The sequence below is a fragment of the Gracilibacillus sp. Marseille-QA3620 genome (assembly GCF_054950035.1).
On sequence record NZ_CM143102.1, the window covers coordinates 3,247,562 to 3,267,735 of the forward strand.

Here is a 20,174-nt window from a genome sequence, read left to right on the forward strand (position 1 = left end):
GGTATGTAAGGATTGTAACACACATTACTCCATTTGAGGTAAAGAAAAGACTGACGACGTATACGTAATCACGTGATCATTATGTATATGTACATAATATCCATTCTGCACGACTTTCAATCCTCTATTTTGAAAATGGAAAACATATGTATTTTGATTATTTAGAATTAATCTACACTTTATTCGAGAAAAAAGCAATTATGTATAGCCAAAAACAATTCGATACAGAAAGTCGATTTTTAGCGAGTTTTGCAAAATATGTTATGTATAAAACAAGGTACGATAAGTTAAATCGCACCTTGTTTTTATGGTTTTATATAAATTAAGCTTCTACTGTTTTGCTGCTTTCAACCAATACGTCAATTGCTTTTCTTACAAGCAAGTCGCCTTTAACACTTTCAGTGCCGCCAAGCGCTTGGATGATTTGTTCAGCAGATAAGCCGTATTGCTCAGACATTGTTTGAACCTCAGCGTTGATTTCTTCTTCGCTGACTTCAACGTTCTCAGCTTTGCCGATAGCTTCAAGAGTAAGGTTAATGCGTACGCGTTTTTCAGCTTCCTCTTTCATTTGCTCTTTAAGAGCTGCTTCGTCTTGACCAGAGAATTGGAAGTACATGTCAAGAGTCATACCTTGCATTTGAAGACGTTGACCAAACTCTTGTACCATGCGGTCAGTTTCTGTATCGATCATGGCAGCTGGAATATCCATTTCAGCATTTTCTGCTGCTTTTTCGATTACAGTATCTTTAACATGGTGTTCAGCATCGTGGTTTTTCTTGTCCACTAAGCGATTTTTGATTTTTTCTTTAAGAGCGTCAAGTGTTTCCACTTCTTCATCTACATCTTTTGCAAACTCATCATCAAGTGCAGGAAGCTCTTTTGTTTTGATTTCGTGAATTTTCACTTTGAATACAGCTGGTTTACCTGCTAATTCAGCAGCGTGGTATTCTTCAGGGAAAGTTACTTCTACTTCTTTTTCTCCGCCTGTTTCAAGTCCGACCAATTGGTCTTCGAAACCAGGAATGAAAGAATTAGAGCCAAGCTCTAATGTGTAGTTGTCAGCTTTTCCGCCTTCGAACGCTTCGCCGTCAACGAATCCTTCGAAATCAAGAACAACTGTGTCGCCTTTTTCAGCGGCACCTTCTTCTTTAATAACAAGTTCAGCATTACGCTCTTGCAATTGTTTGATTTCTTCGTTTACATCTTCATCAGTCACTTCAGTGTCAACTTTAGTTACTTCAAGACCTTTGTATTCGCCAAGCTTAACTTCAGGCTTCACTGTAACAGTTGCTTTGAAGATAAGAGTTTCGCCTTTTTCCATACGCTCGATATCGATTTCAGGGCGGTCTACCGGCTCGATAGCTGTTTCGTTAATCGCTTCAGCGTAAGCTTCTGGCAAGATGAAATCAAGGGCATCTTGATAAAGGGATTCTACACCGAATCTCTTTTCGAACATAGAACGTGGCATTTTTCCTTTACGGAAACCTGGAACTTGTACTTGTTTCACAACTTTTTTGAAAGCAGAGTCTAATCCTTCGTTCACTTTTTCTACAGGAACTTCAACGGTTAAGACGCCGCGGTTACCTTCTAGCTTTTCCCATTTTGCAGACATGGTTTTCCCTCCAACTATATATATTTCCTAATAAATCGTCTTTTTTTAACACTGGCATGTATGAGAACCAGATATATAGATCCTTAGGCCGCACAGGCCTTTGCCTGTACACATGCATATTGCAACCATTATATTATAACATAGGATTTCCACGTTTCAACACTTCGGACTTCAAATAACAGGGAAAGTAATGCCCTCTAATTTCCTTATTTCTTCTAAAATCCCGGAAATTTCTTCATCAGGCTCATCCCATACAAGCCCGTACGCTTCTTTGACAAGTCTTTCATATGCTTCACCCCAAATCGACAAATGGTCGATATTTAGCGGATATAGAAGAATGTTATGTCGTTTGACCATTTCCATTGCCTGTTCATACATAATAGGGTCATTATGTTCAAGCTTTTCACTCAATTCCTTTTGAAGCATCTTCAAGAATTCCGTTTCTTCCACTTTTGGAAGATCCTCTATGTTCACTGTCCATCTTTGCCCAAATTTATCTAATTCAACCGTCTTATTTACTTCCTGCTCACGCAGAAGAGAAAGGGCCAATGTCTTCAGGAAAGGATGCTTTTCTTCTATTAAGTATTGGCACAGGACATCAGTCCACGGCCGTATGTTTTGGTTGGATAAAGAGGATAATATGTATAATTGTTCTTCAATCGTACCATTCTCAAGGATTCGCAGAACCTCTGTCTCATCAATCGGCAGTCCCTCTGTCTGGGATGGCTGAGAAGGGTCTGTCTGCTGCCCGACAATCCTCTTGCTCATTGCAAGCAGGTTCTCAAGTGATTCCACCCGCTCTGGCGGTATCTGCTGCTCATCAAACAAGGCTTCAATCACGTGAATGATTTCTCCATGCTCATTTAATTGAAGCAAAATCATCAAGTAAATATTAATCACATGGAAATAATCGCCGATGCCCTGCTCCATCATTCGCTTAACGATTACCTTCGCCTCTTGATACCGCCCCAGCTCTACCAATGATAATGCCAGCCCGATATTGATATCCTCATGATCCGGTTCAATTTGAATCCCTTGGTCAAAATACCGGTATGCTTCTTTATAATTTTTTTCCTCCATTGCCTCCATGCCCTTTTTCATCAAAAGCTCGCCCAGATGCGGAAAGGGAATAACCTTATGTTCATTTTTCTTCATATTGTCCCGCCTCGGATTAATAAATTATTGAAGTAAGTGTAGCACGCCTTTCTGTGAAAAACAAAACATTGTGGGAAAGGGGAGTTGTGGAAGAAGCTGACTGACAAGTCTCCGGCCCGCCAAGAGCAGTGTCTTGATCTCCTATGCTCTTCAGCCAGGATGCTGGCTGTCTCTCCTATAAACCTTTCTCCATACTCAAAGGACCTTAGTACCTTCTTGTCGTCCATACCCCTCTCTTTTTGTCCATAAACCAATGCGCTTTTATGGTATTAGTAAACTGCTGCAATCAACAGGAAATGGAACGTCTGGTATCCATTCATTCGCTATATAGAAATAGACAAAATAAAAAGGCGGAGCAAACGCCGCCTATTCCTTCCTGATATGCACTCCACTTATCCCCGAACAAACACACGCTCTTCATACTCTTTAATCGAATCCTCATATTGCATGGTTAAGGAAATCTCATCCCAGCCATTTGTGAGCATATTCTTCCAATAGGGATGTATATCAAATGAAATCGCAAATCCTTCCCCTGCATTGAGCTCCTGCTTCGGCAAATCAACAGTGATATCCGCCTTTTGACTGCGTATATGCTCCTTCAACGCTGCCAATGTATCTTTTTCAAGCGTAATCGGCAGAATGCCGTTTTGCAGGCAGTTCTGATGGAAGATATCTGCAAATGAGGAAGCAATGATCACTTTGAAGCCATAATCACCAAGCGCCCATGGAGCATGTTCCCTTGAGGAACCGCAGCCAAAATTCTCACCGGCCACCAATATGGTTGCTCCTCGGTTCTCCTCCTGATTCAGTTCAAACTCCGAGCGTTCAACATTCTCTGCTTCATAGCGCCAGTCATAGAATAAGAAACGGCCAAAGCCAGTACGCTCAATCCTCTTCAAGAATTGCTTCGGGATGATTTGGTCTGTATCCACATGGTCTCGATCCATAACAACCGGCTTCCCTGTATAAACCGTCAAACGTTCCATATTAATTCACACTCCCTTCACTGATGATGCTTTCAAGCTCTCTCACATCTACGAACCGTCCATAAAGCGCAGCAGCAGCAGCCATTTTTGGACTGACAAGATGGGTCCTGGCACCAGAGCCCTGTCTGCCTTCAAAATTCCGGTTCGAGGTGGAGGCACAATGCTCACCAGGCGGGACAACATCCGGGTTCATGCTCAGACACATACTGCAGCCAGCCTCTCTCCACTCAAAGCCCGCCTCTTTAAAGATTGTGTCAATGCCTTCCTCCTCTGCCTTCCTTTTCACCCTTTGAGAGCCGGGAACAACTAGTGCGCGAACACCTTCTGCTACCCGCTTCCCTCTCAGTATTTCAGCTGCTTCCCTTAAATCCTCCATACGCGAATTCGTACAGGATCCAATGAAGACATGCTGTACCGGAATCTCCTTTATTCCCTGTCCCTCTTGAAGGCCCATATATTCAAGCGCACGCCTCAAGGAACGTGCGGCAGACTCGTCAAGGTCGGAAGCAACAGGTACACGGCCATCAACCGGACTGCACATCCCTGGGTTGGTTCCCCAGCTAACCATTGGAGAAATGTCCTCACCGTTTATTTCAATGACCTTGTCATATGCCGCGTCTTCATCACTGATGAGCTTTTCCCACTCCTTACTGTAACGCTCGAACTCATCCGGCTTTGGCGCATATTTGCGTCCCTTCATATAAGAAAAGGTTGTTTCATCCGGACTGACCAATCCAGCGCGTGCGCCTCCTTCAATCGTCATATTACAGATTGTCATGCGCTCTTCCATGGACATTTGCCGGACAACCTCTCCTGCATATTCCAAAATATGTCCAGCACCGAAATGAACACCGTTTTGTGAAATAATATAGAGGATAACATCCTTAGCGGTTACTCCCGGCTTTAATTTCCCGTTTATTTCAATCTTCATCGTTTTCGGCTTATTTTGCCAAATAGTCTGTGTTGCCAAAACATGCTCTACCTCACTTGTGCCGATTCCGAAAGCCAAGGCTCCAAAGGCACCGTGCGTAGAAGTATGGCTGTCCCCGCAGACAATTGTCTTACCCGGCCAAGTCAAACCAAGATCTGGCCCGATAACATGGACAATCCCCTGGTCTTCACTATCAAGGCCGGCCAGCGGCACCCCAAATTCACTGCAATTGCGCTCAAGGGCGCTCATTTGTTTTTTTGCAATATCATCAGTAATGACGAAACGATTAATGGTCGGAACATTATGATCCATCGTCGCAAAGGTCAAATCCGGACGACGAACCTTTCTTCCTTTCAGTCTTAATCCTTCAAACGCCTGAGGAGAGGTCACTTCATGCACGAGATGCAGATCGATGTATAATAAATCCGGCTTGCCCTCCTCTTTGCGAACAATATGCTTCTCCCAGATCTTATCAATAATCGATTTACCCATCTATAATCCCTCCTCATTGAAATTTCATTTATTCGTTCTTATGCATAAGCATCCATAATGTGAAAAATGGCATCCTTCTGCAGGATATCTTCTTTAATCGCTTCTACCATCTTGGACGTAGAATATGGCTTGCCGGTACCTGATAGATCGGCGGTCCGCTTACCTGAATCCAGAATATTCTTGACCGCCTGCTCCACCGCCCTTGCTTCCTCCTCCCATCCAAAGGAATGACGCAGCATGGAGGCACTGGAGAGAATCATCGCAATCGGGTTCGCTTTATCCTGACCGGCTATATCAGGCGCCGAACCATGGATTGGTTCGTATAAATGAAGTCCGCTTTCAGAAAGGCTGGCTGAAGGCAGCATACCAAGCGACCCAGTAAGTACACTTGCTTCATCACTCAAAATATCGCCAAACATATTTTCCGTTACAATCGTGTCAAATTGTCTCGGATTCTTAATGAGCTGCATGGCCGCATTATCGACAAGCATATGCTCTAAGGTTACATGAGGATAATCCTTAGCTACTTCTTCCGCAACCTCCCGCCACATACGGCTCGATTCAAGAACATTCGCTTTATCAACTGATGTAACCTTAAGGCTTCGGGAGGAGGCAAGCTCAAAGGCAAGCTTCATGATTCGTTTCACTTCACTTCGTTCGTAATAAAGGGTATCAACAGCCGCTTCCATCCCATCGCGGTATGTCCTCTCACTCGGCTTTCCGAAATAAAGGCCTCCTGTCAATTCTCTTACAATCAGAAAATCTGTCTCTTCGATGATTTCCTTCTTTAACGGGGAAGATTCTATTAAACTGGCATAATAGTTGATTGGACGCATATTCGCATACAGATTCAATTCCTTGCGAATCTTCAGCAGGCCCTGCTCTGGCCTTTGCATCGGCGGATTCTGATCCCACTTCGGTCCTCCGACTGCTCCGAGCATAATGGCATCGCTTTGCCTGCAAAGGGCCAGCGTATCATTTGGAAGCGGAGTGCCTGCATAATCAATAGCCGCTCCCCCAATCATTCCATATTGAAAGGTGAATTCATGCCCGAAGCGTTCCCCGATAGCCCTGAGGATTTCGACCGCTCCCTTTGCTACTTCCGGCCCGATGCCGTCGCCTGGTAATACAGCAATGTTCTTTTTCATTTCGAAATCCTCCTTCTAAGATTTAGTTCATCAAAGCAATGGATGTTCTTTCCTCTGTCATGATGGCTCGGTTTATCGCATTTAGGTAGGCTTTGGCAGATGCCTCTAAAACGTCCTGGGCCAATCCCCGCCCGCTTGTTTCCACTCCTTCATACATCACCTTAACAAATACCTGGGCCAGCGCATCCCTTCCTGCACCAACGGATTGGATTCGGTAATCCTTTAACGTAACAGGCTTATTGATGCAGCGTTCAAGCGTGTTATACAAGGCTTCGATACTTCCCGCACCAGTTCCCGCTTCCTGAATCTTTTCATTAACCATTCCTGACAATGTCACCGTTGCCGTCGGAATCTGATTGGTTCCATATTGGACTTGGATGGAGACCAAATCATAATAGCCGCCCTCCTTCGTCACCTTCTCTTCAAGAACCAAGGCAACAATATCCTCATCCGTCATCTCTTTCTTGCTATCTGCAAGATTCTTAAATACCTTGAATAATTGGTTCATTTCCTCATCTGATACTGTAAATCCAAGCTCTTGGATTTTCGTGCGGAAGGCATGACGACCGGAATGCTTGCCAAGGACCATGGCATTAGAGCTTAATCCAACTGTCTCCGGCTCAATGATCTCGTAGGTGGTTTTTTCCTTCAACACGCCGTCTTGGTGGATACCAGATTCATGAGCGAAGGCATTCTTTCCGACTACCGCCTTGTTTGGCGGGATAACCATGCCAGTCAATTTACTCACAAGTTCACTCGTCCTTTTTATTTCACCTAACACCATCCTTGATTCTGCTTGGTAGAAATCCTTCCTTGTATAAAGACCAAGGGCTACCTCTTCTAATGCCGTATTGCCGGCACGCTCGCCAATTCCGTTGATTGTTCCTTCAATTTGTGTTACACCGGCAAGAATGGCAGCCATAGAATTAGCAGTTGCAAGACCTAGATCATCATGACAATGTGCTGACAGCTTCACACCCCCAATGGATGGAACATGATTCTGTAAGTATTTAAACACCTCTGTGTATTCACGCGGCGTGATATAGCCGACCGTATCTGGAATATTAATAATTTCCGCTCCTGCCTTAATTGCTTCCTCTACAATTCTAGCGAGAAAGGGAAGCTCTGTTCGGCAAGCATCCTCTGCTGACCACTGAACAACCGGGAAGAACTGTTTTGCATATTTAATAGAAGCAACCGCCGCCTCAACGACCTCATCCTCTGTCATCTTCAATTTATAATGGCGGTGGATCGGCGATGTTGCCAAGAACACATGAATACGTGGATTCGCTGTATTTTTTAGTGCCTGCCAAGCCGCATCAATATCCGATTGTGCTGAGCGGGCCAGTGCGGTTACGGTTGAATTCTTCACCATCTCCGCGATTTGCTTAACGGATTCAAAATCCCCTTGAGAAGCCGCCGGGAAGCCGGCTTCAATAATATCGACACCCAGCTTCTCTAATTGTCTCGCAATCTCGATTTTTTCCGTACTCGTCAAGGTTACGCCGGCGGACTGCTCGCCATCCCTTAATGTGGTATCAAATATCTCAATTTTTCGCACTAGTCACCACTTCCTTTTGCTTCTTTTGCTGCTCATTGATAAACGGCATCATTTGACGCAGCTCCCTGCCCACTTGTTCAATCGGATGCTCATTCTCCTGTGCCTGCGTTGCATTAAAGACCGGTCTGTTCACCTGATTTTCAACCAGCCAGCCTTTGGCAAATGTTCCGTTTTGGATTTCCTTTAATACCTGTTTCATTTCTTCCTTTACTTGAGGACCGACAACACGCGGGCCGGATACGAAATCTCCCCATTGAGCCGTATCGGAAATGGAGTAGCGCATGCCCGCCATTCCGCCTTCATACATCAGGTCAACGATTAATTTCAGTTCATGCAAGCATTCAAAGTAAGCAAGCTCTGGCTGGTACCCTGCCTCAGTTAATGTTTCAAAACCTGCCTTTACAAGAGAGGTTAATCCTCCGCATAATACAGCCTGTTCCCCAAATAGATCTGTTTCCGTTTCTTCCTTAAAGGATGTCTCAAGCGCTCCTGCTCGCAATGCACCAATTCCCTTTGCATAGGCAAGCGCAACTTCACTCGCCTCACCTGAAACATCCTGATGAATCGCGAACAATGCCGGCACACCTGCTCCCTGCTCATAGGTTCTTCTGACTAAGTGTCCAGGTCCTTTAGGTGCAACCAGCGATACATCAACATAGGAAGGAGGGACAATTTGGTGATAATGTACGTTAAATCCGTGGGCGAACATCAACGTATGCCCTTCATGCAATACCGGTTCAATCTCAGCTTTGTACACCTTCGTTTGATGCTCATCCGGCAGGAGAATCATAATGACATCCGCTTCCTCACTCGCTTCTCTGACAGATTTCACATCAAACCCATCCTCTGCTGCTTGATCCCATGATTTCCCTTGTCTTAACCCGATGACGACATCCATTCCGCTGTCCCTAAGGTTCTGCGCATGAGCATGCCCTTGTGAGCCATATCCGACGATAGCGATTTTCTTGCCTTTTAATACCGCTTCATTTGCTTCATTTTGATAATACATTTTTGCCATAAGTAATCTCTCCCTTTCATTATTAGACGATAGAATAATTGCGATTTCCTAATCCTGCAGGCTGGGTACCGCGTGTAAAGGCGGTTGTGCCTGTTCTAGCGATCTCTTTAATGCCATAAGGCTTAATCAGCTCCAAGAAAGCTTCTATCTTATTCGTCTCCCCTGTAATTTGAATAACGAGACTGTCCTTGCCGATATCAATGATGGACGCCCGGAACGGCTCAATCAGTGAGTAAATTTCACTTCTTGTTGCCGGCAGCACCGCTACCTTAACTAATGCGAGCTCCCGTGCGACCACAGATTGATCGGTAATATCCTGCACTTTAATGACGTCTATCTGCTTATTCAGCTGCTTCGTAATTTGTTCAGCAATCTGGACGCTTTCGACATTGACAACACATGTGATTCTCGACCTGTTTTCCACCTCAGAATGTCCGACCGTGATGCTCTCAATATTGTAATTCCGCTTTGAGAACAGGTTCGTGATTCGGTTTAATACACCAGGCCTGTTCATAACGGTCAGCGTGATGATTCGTCTCATCTCTTCTTCACTCCCACCATCTCATTGATTCCCTTGCCTGGAGCAATCATCGGGTAAACATTCTCTCCCGGCTCAACATACACATTGATAAGAACCGGTTTATGCTGAGGGAATTCTTCTGCGAAGGCCTGCTTCACTTCTTCCTCTGTCCTTGCGTCAATCCCTTTAATCCCATAGGCTTCGGCTAGCTTGCTGAAGGATGGCTGTGAGGCAAAAACACTTTGTGAGTACCTGGATTCATAGAAGATTTCCTGCCATTGCCGAACCATTCCAAGCGAGCCGTTATTCAAAATAATGATTTTAATCGGGAGATTCTGCTCTGCAATGACACCAAGCTCCTGAATCGACATCTGGACACCGCCGTCTCCATTGACGGAGATAACCAGATCATCCGGTTCGGCCATTTGAGCACCGATAGCTGCCGGTAATCCAAAGCCCATCGTACCGAGCCCTCCTGAGGTCACCCATGCATTCGGCCGCTTGAACGGATAATATTGTGCTGCCCACATTTGATGCTGACCGACATCTGTTGTCACAATGGCATCCCCGCGGCTATGCTCATAAATCAGCTCCATTACCCGTTGCGGCTTCAAGCCTTTCTCCTCTTCATTCTCATAATGATAAGGAGCCTCATCAAGCCAGGATCTAATCTGCTTTCTCCAAGGCTCACTTTCAGAACGCTTGCCATTTTGCTTAATAAGCTGAATTAGAGCTTGCTTGGCATCCCCTACGACTGGAATGGCAGTTGGGACATTTTTGCCAATCTCTGCCGGGTCTATATCGATATGTGCTACCGTTGCATATGGAGCAAATCGCGATAGATTACCTGTCAGCCGATCATCAAAACGGGCTCCGATATTGATGAGAAGGTCACATTCATACATCGCCATATTTGCCGCATAAATGCCATGCATGCCGCCCATTCCAATATAGAGCGGATGCTCGGGCGGGAAGGTACCAAGACCAAGCAATGTATTGACGACTGGAATTTGCTGCTGCTCCGCAAATTCGACTAATTGCTTAGAAGCCTTTGCATGCAAGACACCCGCACCCGCTAAGATAAGCGGTTTCTTGCTTGAGCTGACAGACTCGACAAGACGTCTAATTTGCAAATAATTCGGTTCTGTTGTCGGCTGATAACCCGGAAGCGAGATGCTCTCCGGCTCGGTCTCCTCTGCCTCAAGTGTCGCTATATCTTTCGGTATATCAATCAAGACGGGGCCGGGTCTGCCCGATGAAGCAATATAAAATGCCTCCTTCACAATTCGAGGAATATCTTTCGTATCCCGGATTTGATAATTATGTTTCGTTACCGGAGTGGTAATCCCTACAATATCTGCCTCCTGGAAAGCATCTGTTCCAATCACGCCCGTACCTACCTGACCGGTGAAAATAACAAGAGGTAAAGAATCCATCATCGCATCTGTAATGCCTGTAACCAGATTCGTTGCACCAGGACCTGAAGTCGCTATCACGACTCCCGGCTTGCCGCTTATCCTTGCATATCCTTCCGCTGCATGTATGGCCCCTTGCTCATGACGGGATAACACATGTTTCAATCCCGCATGATAGAGAGAATCGTAAATGGGTAAAACGGCTCCTCCCGGATAACCAAACAATACTTCCACTTCCTGCCTCTTCAATGCATTGATCAACATCTCGGCTCCGCTGATTCTCGCGTTAGACTGCACTTCCTTTTCAGCAAGAGCTGCTTTTTCCATCATGGAATCTCCCTCCCGATTTGTGATAGGCTTACCCGCCAGACTTGATATATTGGAGAATAAAAAAAGCCTCCTCATCCCTGACGTTTCTTGAATGAAACGCAAGGGATGAAAAGGCTTATCTCCTCTCCATGGTACCACCCTCATTCATGGCCCGAAAAAGATGCCATGCACTCGACTGTTTTGATAACGGGTTTTGGTTATAAAACCCGGCCTGTATTACTCAACTGTTCACACAGGCACTCCAAGGTGAGTTCATAAATGGAAACAGCACCGGCTCTCAGCACCCCGGCTCTCTGTATCTGTTCACCCCATCTACTACTTATCCTCTTCATTGTTTTAACACATATATACTTAATTGGAATAGGTCTCTCGCCTTTCCAAATTCAAGGAACATTGTTGTTGAAACTTATGATACGACCTTCCAGATAAAAGGTCAACCGATTTTTCATAATTATTTGATAATTTAGTTTATTCAGAATTTGTTGTAACCGTTTACATCATTGGGGTGAAAGCGTTTGTTTTCATTGTAATTTTTTTATCTGTGGATGGATAGGGCAGGCAGCGAGATGGCGGCATGATTCCTTTTGCTTTTCCTAGGCATTGGCGGGGAGACGGAATAGACATGGGTCAGGTATGGGGATTGACACGCTCCCCACACTTCTCACAGGCTTCAACCGGGATAGATGGGATAGGCATGGGACAAAGATAGGCTTTGTCACGCCCGAAAAAAGACGCACACCCCCTTCACAGGAGCATGCGTCTCAGGATGTTTGCACATTCTTAAACTGACTCTCATACATATGCCGGTATTGGCCATTTTGGGCGATCAGCTCTTGGTGGCTGCCTTGTTCTTTGATCTGGCCGTCATCAATGACCATGATTGTGTCGGCTTCACGGATGGTGGATAGCCGGTGGGCAATCATGAAGCTTGTTCTGCCCTCCATAACTTTGCGCATGGCATTTTGAATGGCGAGCTCGGTTCGCGTATCGACACTGCTCGTGGCTTCATCGAGAATGAGAATGGCTGGGTCAGAGAGAATGGCTCTCGCAATGGCGAGCAGCTGCCTTTGTCCCTGGCTCAGATTCCCGCCGCTTTCTGAGAGCATGGTTTCATATCCATCAGGCAGCCGTGTAATGAAATAATGGGCATTGGCCATTTTGGCTGCCTCCACGACTTCATCATCTGTCGCGTCAAGACGGCCGTATTTAATATTATCCTTGATGGTTCCTGTGAACAAATACGTATCCTGCAGAACGATGCCGAATGTATTGCGCAGACTCTCCCTGGTGAAATCGCGTATGTCGGTTCCATCAATCGTGATTCGGCCTGATTCGACATCATAGAAGCGTGTCAGCAAATTGATGATGGTCGTTTTACCGGCACCGGTCGGACCGACGAGCGCGATATGACTTCCGGTCTTTGCTGCGAAGCTGATGTCATTAAGGATTGGCGATTCTTTTTTGTAGCCGAAGCTTACATGTTCAAAGCGAACCTCTCCTTTTGCCTGTGTGAGCGAAATGGCTTTTGGTTTATCGACCACCTCTTCCGGTTCATCAATAACCTGGAATACACGCTCTGCCCCCGCAACAGCTGACTGGAAGATATTAAAGATATTCGCCAAGTCATTTAACGGGCGCGTAAATTGTCTGGAGTAACTGATAAAGGCGGCAATGACGCCTACCGTAATGGAGCCATTAACAGCCAGTATTCCGCCGACAATGGCCACAGAAGTCAATCCAAGGTTATTAATAACATTCATGATTGGCATTAGGAAGCCGGACCAGATTTGTGCCTTCCGTCCTGATTCATACAGCTTGCCATTGATTTCGTCAAAGGTTGAGATGACCTCGTCCTCATGGTTGAAGGCTTTTACGATCAAACTGCCGGAAATCGATTCTTCAATATGCCCATTCAGCCTTCCCAAATGCTTTTGCTGTTCTCTGAAAAGCACCCTCGTTCTCTTGGCGATTGTTTTCGTCAGCAAGTACATAAGCGGGATAGTCACACAGGCGGCAAGCGTCAATATCGGACTGAGTACGAGCATCATGACAAAGGAGCCCGTAATCGTGATGACCCCGCTCATAAGCTGTGTCGTGGATTGAGAAATACTTGTGCTCACATTGTCGATATCATTCGTTACACGGCTCATCATGTCGCCATGTGTATGTGTGTCATAATAGGAAATCGGCAATTTATTCAGTTTACGGAATAACGATTGTCTCAAAGAACGAACGACTCGCTGGGAGATTCCCGCCATCATCCAGCCTTGCAAGAGCGAAGCGATTCCATCTGTCACATACACGGCTGCAAGGATGATGACAAGCCAGTGCAAGAGAGACAGGTCAACTTGACCCCATTCTAGGGTGTCAACAGTCTTTCCAATCCAATAGGGGACAAATAAGCTGATGACTGCACTGATGATCACAAATAAAAGGACAATCCACAGACTACGTTTCTCGCTTCCGAAGTACCCCCATATTCTTTTTAATGTGCCGCTAAAGTCCTTGGGCTTCTCAACGGCGGCGAATCTAGCTCCGCCATGCCCTCTCGGCGGGCCTGTCGGGAGCGTCCCTGTTTTCTGGTTAGTTGATTCAGCCACTAGTCTCCATCTCCGTTCCTAATTGGGATAGAATAATTTCCTTATAGACAGAATTGTTCTTAGCTAATTCCTCATGCGTTCCCGCTCCGGCCACATGTCCATTCTCCATAACGATAATATGGTCCGCATCCATGATAGAGGTAATTCGCTGGGCAATCAAAAAGACGATTCGCCTTTCTCTATTCTCACTCAAGGCCTCCTTTAGCCGTTGTTCGGTTACGGCATCAAGTGCGCTTGTTGAATCATCCAGAATGAGGATTGGCGCCTCCTTCAACAAAGCACGCGCAATGGAAACCCGCTGTTTCTGTCCGCCTGATAGATTCACTCCGCCCTGACCGAGCTGTGTATCATACCCTTCCGGCAGCCGAGAGATAAAGGCATCTGCCTGGGCAATATTGGCCGCATGCCGAATGTCCTCCATAGAAGCATCCGCTTTCCCCCAAAGGATATTTTCCTTGATAGTGCCGGTAAACAGCATCGATTTCTGCGGAACATAAGCAATTTGATTCCTCAATTGCTTAAGGTCCATCGTCTGGATATTCTCTCCGTTTATGTAAATCGCGCCATGGGATGGTTCATACAGCCTGAGGAGTAAATTCACAAGACTGCTCTTCCCCGCCCCGGTTGAACCGATAATCCCGATGGTTTCGCCAGGCTTCAAGGATAAGGAAACATCCTTCAGGACATACTCCTTCGTGCCATGATAGGAGAAATGAACCTGCTCAAATACAACGCCCTCCTGCGGGATGCTTGTTTTGAGCCCCTTAATCTCTGCCGGGTTGTCTGTCCCTAGCACTTCACTAATCCTGCCGGCTGACACCCTTGCCCGGACAAACATATTGAAGATCATTGTGATCATCATTAAACTGATGAGGATTTGGGTCATATAATTCACATAGGCAACAACCTCGCCCACCTGCATTTGACCGTCATTGATGTTCCACCCTCCCGCAAGCAGGACGAGCACAATCCCAAAGTTCACTGTAAGAGATATACCAGGACTGAAAATAGACATGACTCGCATCGCTTTTGTGGATGTGCCGAATAATTGTTCATTCTTCTCATCAAATCTCGATTGCTCGAACCGCCCGCGATTAAACGCACGAATAACCCGAATACCAGAAAGATATTCCCGTACAACACCATTCAGTTTATCGGTTGCCTTCTGAACGCGCATGAAAAAAGGCAAGCTGATTCTGACGTTCAACAGGATGATGAGTGCAACAATCGGAATGACAATTAACAGCACCCAGGAAATGGAGGCATTGAGCCGCACTGCCATGAAGATGCTTCCTATACAGACAAGCGGAGCTTTTACCATAATCCGCATTAATCCATTCACGAACATTTGCATTTGATTGACATCATTCGTCAGTCTTGTCACAAGAGAGGAAGCCTCGAATTGATTCATTTCCTCAAGCCTAAAGGATTGGACCTTCCTGTATAAGTCAGAACGAAGCTCTGCTCCAAGCCTTTGTGACAGATTGCTGGAGATGATATTCCGGATAATAGCTCCGAGTGCACCAATACCTGTCACAAGCAGCATGAGCCCGCCCATATTCAAGACATATTGAAGATTACCATCGGCAACTCCATTATCAATGATGGATGCCAGTATCGTTGGAAGAAGCAAATCACAAATTGCCTCTATCATTAAAAAAATGATGGCTATAGAAAATAAAAAGCCGTATTTCTTGATATACTTCTTAAAATGTCTCATTCATTCACCCTTTTCCTGCAATAGACACGTATGCATATCCTTATTTTGCTAAAATTCCAGTCATCATACAAGCAAAAAAGCCCGGAAGGATTTTCACTAATCACGAGACAAAAAAAAGACAGAACCGCGAGAATATCAACAGTTCTGCCTTTCATATGAATTATTCACCTGATTTTTTCAAATAAAGATAAACAGGGTAGCCAATCGCTGTAATCGCTAATCCGATCATGGAGTAGAGCGTATCACTAATGATTGTGCAAACTAATATATAGATACCGCCAATAATACCGACAAGCGGCACAAAAGGATAAAGCGGTACACGGTATGTCGGCACTAAATCCGGGCGCTTCTTGCGCATCACGAATACGCCGTAAATCGCGAGTACAAAGAAAATCCAAATCGCAAATAACGCAAGGGTTGATAACGTATCAAAGGACCCAGAGAATATATAGACAATGGCAATGGCTACTTGGAAGATGAATACATTGATTGGTGTGCTTGTGCGTTTCTCAACACGGCTAATGACATGGTGGAACGGGAATATCTTGTTCTCTGCCATGGCAAACGGTACACGCACACTCGTCATCAAATAGCCATTTAACGTTCCGAAGATGGAAATGAGAATACCGATAGAGATAAGCATAGAACCGCCGCTGCCAAATAATATTTGAGCGGCATCAGAAGCCACATTCTCTGCCCCCACTATTTGCCCTGGAGTTAGTACAGATAAGAAGGCTACATTGATCAAGACATAAGCCGCAATAATAATCGTCATCCCTAAGACGATAGAACGCGGCAAATCACGCTTAGGGTCCTTCATCTCACCCGCCATATTACCCACGCTAATCCATCCTTCGTAGGCAAAAAGCGTCCCAAGCATGGCTACGCCAAACGTTGCGAAGGAAAATCCATGCACTGGTTCTCCGGAGAAAACAGGTGTCGCTTCGTTAACACCATGGATAATCCCAAAGATGATGATAAACACGATAGGAATCATTTTAGCAATCGTTGCAATAAATTGTATCCGGCTTCCGAGCTTCGTAGAAATAATATTTAATAGAGCAACAAAGAGCAAGATACCAATGGCCAATGCTTTTTGCTGACCGCCTGACATCGGTATGAAATAAGTGGCCTGAGTGGCAAAGACAATGGCAAGTGCCGCAACAATAGCCGGGCCGTAGATTAAAGCCTGCACCCAGCCGAATAAAAAGGCAACCTTCTCTCCATATAATTCTTTTAAATAAGCAAAAACACCGCCAGTTTGAGGGATGGCTGATCCAATTTCCGCTAATGTCAAAGCTGCAGCCATCGTCAGCAGCCCCCCAAGCAGCCATGCCAGTACAGCTGCTATGGCTGAACCAGCGCTATCCATTACAGGTGTCGCTTTAAAAAATATCCCAGATCCAATAACCACTCCAACTACAATGGTAAGAGCTTCCTTCATGCCAATTTCTTTCTTTAACACTGCTCCTGCTGCATACATTTCTTTATCTTGTTGTTTTTGCATGATACCTCTTTTCCCTCTCAAAATTATTTATAAATAATAAAAATCTTAATTGATTTCTACGATATATTCAATATATACATTAAAAAGAATAGAATGGTAAATATTTTTTACCACATAAAATTATCGCATAAAAATACTATTTTGTGTATGATATACATCCCTTTCTTGGTTAATAAATACGCAAAAAAGCCGCCTCCCAACTAAAATCAGAGACAGCCTGTAAATGACTTATGCGCTCGATGCTAGATTCCTTTACCGATGATAAATATTCATTACCCAAAAACCAATATCCTCAAATCCCAGCTTCTTATAAATCGTCCCAGCCTCAGGATTATCATAGAATAAGCAAAGCTCCTTACCCTCGCCAAGTAATTCCTTACAAAGCTTCATCATGCAGGCGCTGGCCAATCCCTGTTTCTTGTAAGCCGGATCGGTCGCAACCCCAACGACCATGGCAGAGCTGGAATTTTCAGCTGTTGTTGAGGCCGTTGAAACCATTTTTCCGTCCTTTTCTATGTAGAAGGTGCGGGATGCTCCGCCTTCCAGGCTTTCCTTTTTACTTTCCTCCGTGATGATTGAATCACTAAATTCAGGAATAGCCTTCAGCAGGTGCACAAGGCGGTGCGCATCATTCGGAACAGCCAATTTCACCTCAGCTTTAGCTGGAGTAATATGGGCAGCCTCGCTCAAAGCGGTACATTTAGCATAATAAAATTGCCTTTTCTTCTTCAGCTTATTAGACAGGAAAGGCTCTATTCTTGTTGTGCAGCGCTCCAAGCCTGACAGGAAGGTAAAATCCCCATCAGCTAATATGATTTCCGCAAAACCCTTCCCATCAAATTCTTCCGTTTTGGCATAAGGGATATAATTCTCCCGATATTTCAACAGGACGGCAATCAATTCATTCTTCTCATTGAACTCTCCCCATACCCGCTGAAATTCCTGCTCATAGCCATATGCCTCAATATCTCCAATGATGAAGACATTTTCAGCCGCTTCCCCTTTCAAAAAATGAAAGCATTCTTCATGATCGTTTGAGTCCAGTCGCCTAATCATCCGCTACTCCTCCCATTCTCTCGATCTTAAAAATAGACAGGATTATTTTTCCATCTATTATATAGCAAATAGATAAGCGACGGTACCTTATTAAAAAGATTCCGTCGCTTATCATTTATTCGCTCGTAATCTCCTTCAAAATTTCATAGGAGCGTTTTTGTTTATCCGGATCAAAAATATAGGAAACTGCCATGATTTCATCGACATGATGGGCAGCCTGGAATTCAGCCAGCTGCTTTCGGACGGTTTCCTTGGATCCAATCAAGGAAACGCTTGTCATCGATTGTGCCATTTGTTTTTCACCCGGACTCCATAATCCATCCATCGATTCGACAGGCGGGCTTAATGGGTTTTTCGTCCCTCGGACGACATTCAGGAAGAACTGCTGCAATGTGGTCGATTCAAACAAAGCCTCTTCATCTGTTTCAGCCGCAATGACATTCAGGCACACCATCATATATGGCTTGTCTAAATACATGGATGGCTGGAATCTCTCTCTATAGTTCTCCATTGCCTCTTCCATATAGCGCGGGGCGAAATGGGCGGCAAAGACATATGGAAGGCCTAGGTTAGCTGCAAGCACCGCTGATTCTGTTGAGGAGCCAAGAATAAAGACTGGTACGTCTGCATCAACACCCGGATAGGCTCTGACAGCCCCTTGTTCATCCTCAGGTCCGAAATACGTTAAGATTTCCTCCACATCCGCCGGGAATGTGTAGACTGAGTTATGATTAGAGCGGCGAAGGGCACTGGCGGTAAGCATATCTGTCCCTGGCGCTCTCCCTAACCCCAAATTCAAACGATTCGGGTAAATTGTCTCCATCGTGCCAAATTGCTCGGCTACTACGAGCGGGGAATGGTTGGGAAGCATAATTCCTCCTGACCCCACTTGAATTTCCTTCGTGTGTTCAAGTATATGTTTTACCAAGATTGCGGTTGCTGAACTGACCAATGTCGGCGCATTATGATGCTCAGCCACCCAATAGCGTGTATATCCCATTTGTTCAACAGCCTGCGCTAAATCGACCAAGGAAGCAATGGCTTCCTTCGCTCCCTCTCCTTTGCGGATTGGCGCAAGATTCAGCACGGAGACTGGTACGTGCACATTTGACATGTAGGCATAACCTCCTGCTAGTTATTTCCATACCATCGTATCAATAAGCCATCAGTATGAAAAATGTAATGCTTATGAATATTTGTTTTTTCCTGCTGTAACCGTTATACTGTTCGGACAAAGGTTATAAAGGAGAATAAAAACATGAGCAAAATTGAAATTGGAGAGATCCTCGTACTCGAAGGCGAAAATGGCCAAGATGAAGAAATAGAAATTCTCGGCACACTGGATGTGGACGGCGCAGAATATGCAGTGGCTGGTCTTGTGGAGGAGATCAAGCGTGACACGAATGAGGACATGGAGATCTTTTTCTTCCGCGTTGATGAGGAAGGCGAGCTGCATGAGATTGAGTCAGACGCTGAGTTCCAGCAGGTCGCACGAGTTTTAGAGCATAATATGAAGCACAATCATTAAATACTGAAAAGCCCGAGCGATTATCGTTCGGGCTTTTTTTCTATCTAAAGATGCAAATTCAGGCTTATGGTTATCTCCAGTCATTTTTTCTTGCACATATTTCTAATACCATGGGCTTTTTAATATTCATATAGAAACGCAAATCCTGATGTTATATAACGAATTTAGTCCCGAATAATCTATTCATCCAACTTATCTGGACATTCGTATACGAAACAAAGCTATTCTAGTTAATACATGAAGAAACACGGAAGACCAATTTATAGAGAAAGTATCAATAGTTTGGGAGTTAATTGCTATTGAAGATATAAAAGCTGATTGGAAATATAGGGGGAAAGCCTCTTAATGTTCTACTATATTTTATTTTATAATTGGTCAAGGGTACCCTATATATGGAAGAAAGACGATAATATAGAAATATTTATCAAATAGGTATATCACTTCTCCTAACTGGTAGGCGCGACCGTTAAGTTAAGAGGATATACTCACCTTTAAGCTGTAATTAATTATCTTTAGCAACCTGTTTTGCTCAAATTATTCAGAATATTTAAAAATCTTATTTCCTCTTCTATGTTTGACTGACACTATCACTCAC

At 44.8% G+C, this 20,174-nt stretch carries 15 protein-coding genes and 1 other annotated feature; of the genes, 1 reads left to right on the plus strand and 14 read right to left on the minus strand.

The annotated features are described in order from the left end of the window. Positions 1-322 precede the first annotated feature (322 nt). From tig to ACY8DX_RS16450, 14 genes are all read right to left on the minus strand, one after another. Positions 323-1,612 carry a trigger factor gene (gene tig / locus ACY8DX_RS16385; RefSeq protein WP_049669981.1) on the minus strand — a complete coding sequence of 430 codons (1,290 nt, stop codon included), beginning with the start codon at positions 1,610-1,612 and terminating at the stop codon, positions 323-325. Between the two features lie 171 nt (positions 1,613-1,783). Next, the gene (locus tag ACY8DX_RS16390) at positions 1,784-2,767 is read right to left on the minus strand and encodes a tetratricopeptide repeat protein (RefSeq protein ID WP_462405610.1); all 984 of its coding nucleotides are present in this window, start codon (positions 2,765-2,767) and stop codon (positions 1,784-1,786) included. Positions 2,768-3,159: 392 nt separating this feature from the next. Then, positions 3,160-3,753, minus strand: a complete 594-nt coding sequence (gene leuD, locus ACY8DX_RS16395) for a 3-isopropylmalate dehydratase small subunit (RefSeq protein ID WP_049669979.1) — start codon at positions 3,751-3,753, stop codon at positions 3,160-3,162. 1 nt (position 3,754) lies between these two features. Beyond that, positions 3,755-5,176: a 3-isopropylmalate dehydratase large subunit gene (gene leuC, locus ACY8DX_RS16400; protein ID WP_049669978.1), complete on the minus strand. Its 1,422-nt coding sequence runs from the start codon at positions 5,174-5,176 to the stop codon at positions 3,755-3,757. Positions 5,177-5,214: 38 nt separating this feature from the next. Then, the gene (leuB, locus tag ACY8DX_RS16405) at positions 5,215-6,324 is read right to left on the minus strand and encodes a 3-isopropylmalate dehydrogenase (RefSeq protein WP_049669977.1); all 1,110 of its coding nucleotides are present in this window, start codon (positions 6,322-6,324) and stop codon (positions 5,215-5,217) included. A gap of 22 nt (positions 6,325-6,346) precedes the next feature. After that, positions 6,347-7,885, minus strand: a complete 1,539-nt coding sequence (locus ACY8DX_RS16410) for a 2-isopropylmalate synthase (RefSeq protein ID WP_049669976.1) — start codon at positions 7,883-7,885, stop codon at positions 6,347-6,349. Beyond that, positions 7,872-8,903, minus strand: a complete 1,032-nt coding sequence (gene ilvC / locus ACY8DX_RS16415) for a ketol-acid reductoisomerase (protein ID WP_462405611.1) — start codon at positions 8,901-8,903, stop codon at positions 7,872-7,874. Before ilvC ends, ACY8DX_RS16410 begins: the two co-directional genes overlap by 14 nt. Positions 8,904-8,925: 22 nt before the next feature. Next, complete coding sequence (ilvN, locus tag ACY8DX_RS16420) at positions 8,926-9,444, minus strand: acetolactate synthase small subunit (protein WP_049669974.1); 519 nt, start codon at positions 9,442-9,444, stop codon at positions 8,926-8,928. Further along, positions 9,441-11,168, minus strand: a complete 1,728-nt coding sequence (ilvB, locus tag ACY8DX_RS16425) for an acetolactate synthase large subunit (RefSeq protein ID WP_049669973.1) — start codon at positions 11,166-11,168, stop codon at positions 9,441-9,443. Before ilvB ends, ilvN begins: the two co-directional genes overlap by 4 nt. A 98-nt stretch (positions 11,169-11,266) precedes the next feature. Further along, positions 11,267-11,509 (minus strand) — a binding site (T-box leader). A gap of 420 nt (positions 11,510-11,929) precedes the next feature. Continuing rightward, a complete protein-coding gene (locus tag ACY8DX_RS16430) occupies positions 11,930-13,768 on the minus strand; it encodes an ABC transporter ATP-binding protein (protein WP_049669972.1) in 1,839 nt (612 codons plus the stop codon). Continuing rightward, complete coding sequence (locus tag ACY8DX_RS16435) at positions 13,761-15,488, minus strand: ABC transporter ATP-binding protein (protein WP_462405612.1); 1,728 nt, start codon at positions 15,486-15,488, stop codon at positions 13,761-13,763. The genes ACY8DX_RS16430 and ACY8DX_RS16435 overlap by 8 nt, the downstream gene beginning before the upstream one ends. Before the next feature lie 160 nt (positions 15,489-15,648). Beyond that, entirely contained in the window at positions 15,649-16,995 is a 1,347-nt protein-coding gene (locus ACY8DX_RS16440; RefSeq protein WP_439802578.1) for an APC family permease, read from the minus strand. A gap of 252 nt (positions 16,996-17,247) precedes the next feature. Further along, entirely contained in the window at positions 17,248-18,051 is an 804-nt protein-coding gene (locus ACY8DX_RS16445) for a GNAT family N-acetyltransferase (RefSeq protein WP_462405613.1), read from the minus strand. A gap of 115 nt (positions 18,052-18,166) precedes the next feature. Beyond that, positions 18,167-19,165, minus strand: coding sequence for an LLM class flavin-dependent oxidoreductase (locus ACY8DX_RS16450; RefSeq protein ID WP_462405614.1), 999 nt, complete (start codon positions 19,163-19,165; stop codon positions 18,167-18,169). A gap of 144 nt (positions 19,166-19,309) precedes the next feature. Here ACY8DX_RS16450 and ACY8DX_RS16455 point away from each other — a divergent pair, with 144 nt between their 5' ends. Further along, positions 19,310-19,579 (plus strand): DUF1292 domain-containing protein, encoded by a 270-nt coding sequence (locus tag ACY8DX_RS16455; protein WP_049669967.1) that lies wholly within the window; start codon positions 19,310-19,312, stop codon positions 19,577-19,579. Positions 19,580-20,174 lie beyond the last annotated feature (595 nt).

What these genes read in the sequence shown, in the direction of transcription:
- tig (WP_049669981.1), bottom strand. Translation starts at nt 1,612, where the DNA reads ATGTCTGCAAAATGGGAAAAGCTAGAAGGTAACCGCGGCGTCTTAACC.
- ACY8DX_RS16390 (WP_462405610.1), bottom strand. Translation starts at nt 2,767, where the DNA reads ATGAAGAAAAATGAACATAAGGTTATTCCCTTTCCGCATCTGGGCGAG.
- leuD (WP_049669979.1), bottom strand. Translation starts at nt 3,753, where the DNA reads ATGGAACGTTTGACGGTTTATACAGGGAAGCCGGTTGTTATGGATCGA.
- leuC (WP_049669978.1), bottom strand. Translation starts at nt 5,176, where the DNA reads ATGGGTAAATCGATTATTGATAAGATCTGGGAGAAGCATATTGTTCGC.
- leuB (WP_049669977.1), bottom strand. Translation starts at nt 6,324, where the DNA reads ATGAAAAAGAACATTGCTGTATTACCAGGCGACGGCATCGGGCCGGAA.
- ilvC (WP_462405611.1), bottom strand. Translation starts at nt 8,903, where the DNA reads ATGGCAAAAATGTATTATCAAAATGAAGCAAATGAAGCGGTATTAAAA.
- ilvN (WP_049669974.1), bottom strand. Translation starts at nt 9,444, where the DNA reads ATGAGACGAATCATCACGCTGACCGTTATGAACAGGCCTGGTGTATTA.
- ilvB (WP_049669973.1), bottom strand. Translation starts at nt 11,168, where the DNA reads ATGATGGAAAAAGCAGCTCTTGCTGAAAAGGAAGTGCAGTCTAACGCG.
- ACY8DX_RS16435 (WP_462405612.1), bottom strand. Translation starts at nt 15,488, where the DNA reads ATGAGACATTTTAAGAAGTATATCAAGAAATACGGCTTTTTATTTTCT.
- ACY8DX_RS16440 (WP_439802578.1), bottom strand. Translation starts at nt 16,995, where the DNA reads ATGCAAAAACAACAAGATAAAGAAATGTATGCAGCAGGAGCAGTGTTA.
- ACY8DX_RS16445 (WP_462405613.1), bottom strand. Translation starts at nt 18,051, where the DNA reads ATGATTAGGCGACTGGACTCAAACGATCATGAAGAATGCTTTCATTTT.
- ACY8DX_RS16450 (WP_462405614.1), bottom strand. Translation starts at nt 19,165, where the DNA reads ATGTCAAATGTGCACGTACCAGTCTCCGTGCTGAATCTTGCGCCAATC.
- ACY8DX_RS16455 (WP_049669967.1), top strand. Translation starts at nt 19,310, where the DNA reads ATGAGCAAAATTGAAATTGGAGAGATCCTCGTACTCGAAGGCGAAAAT.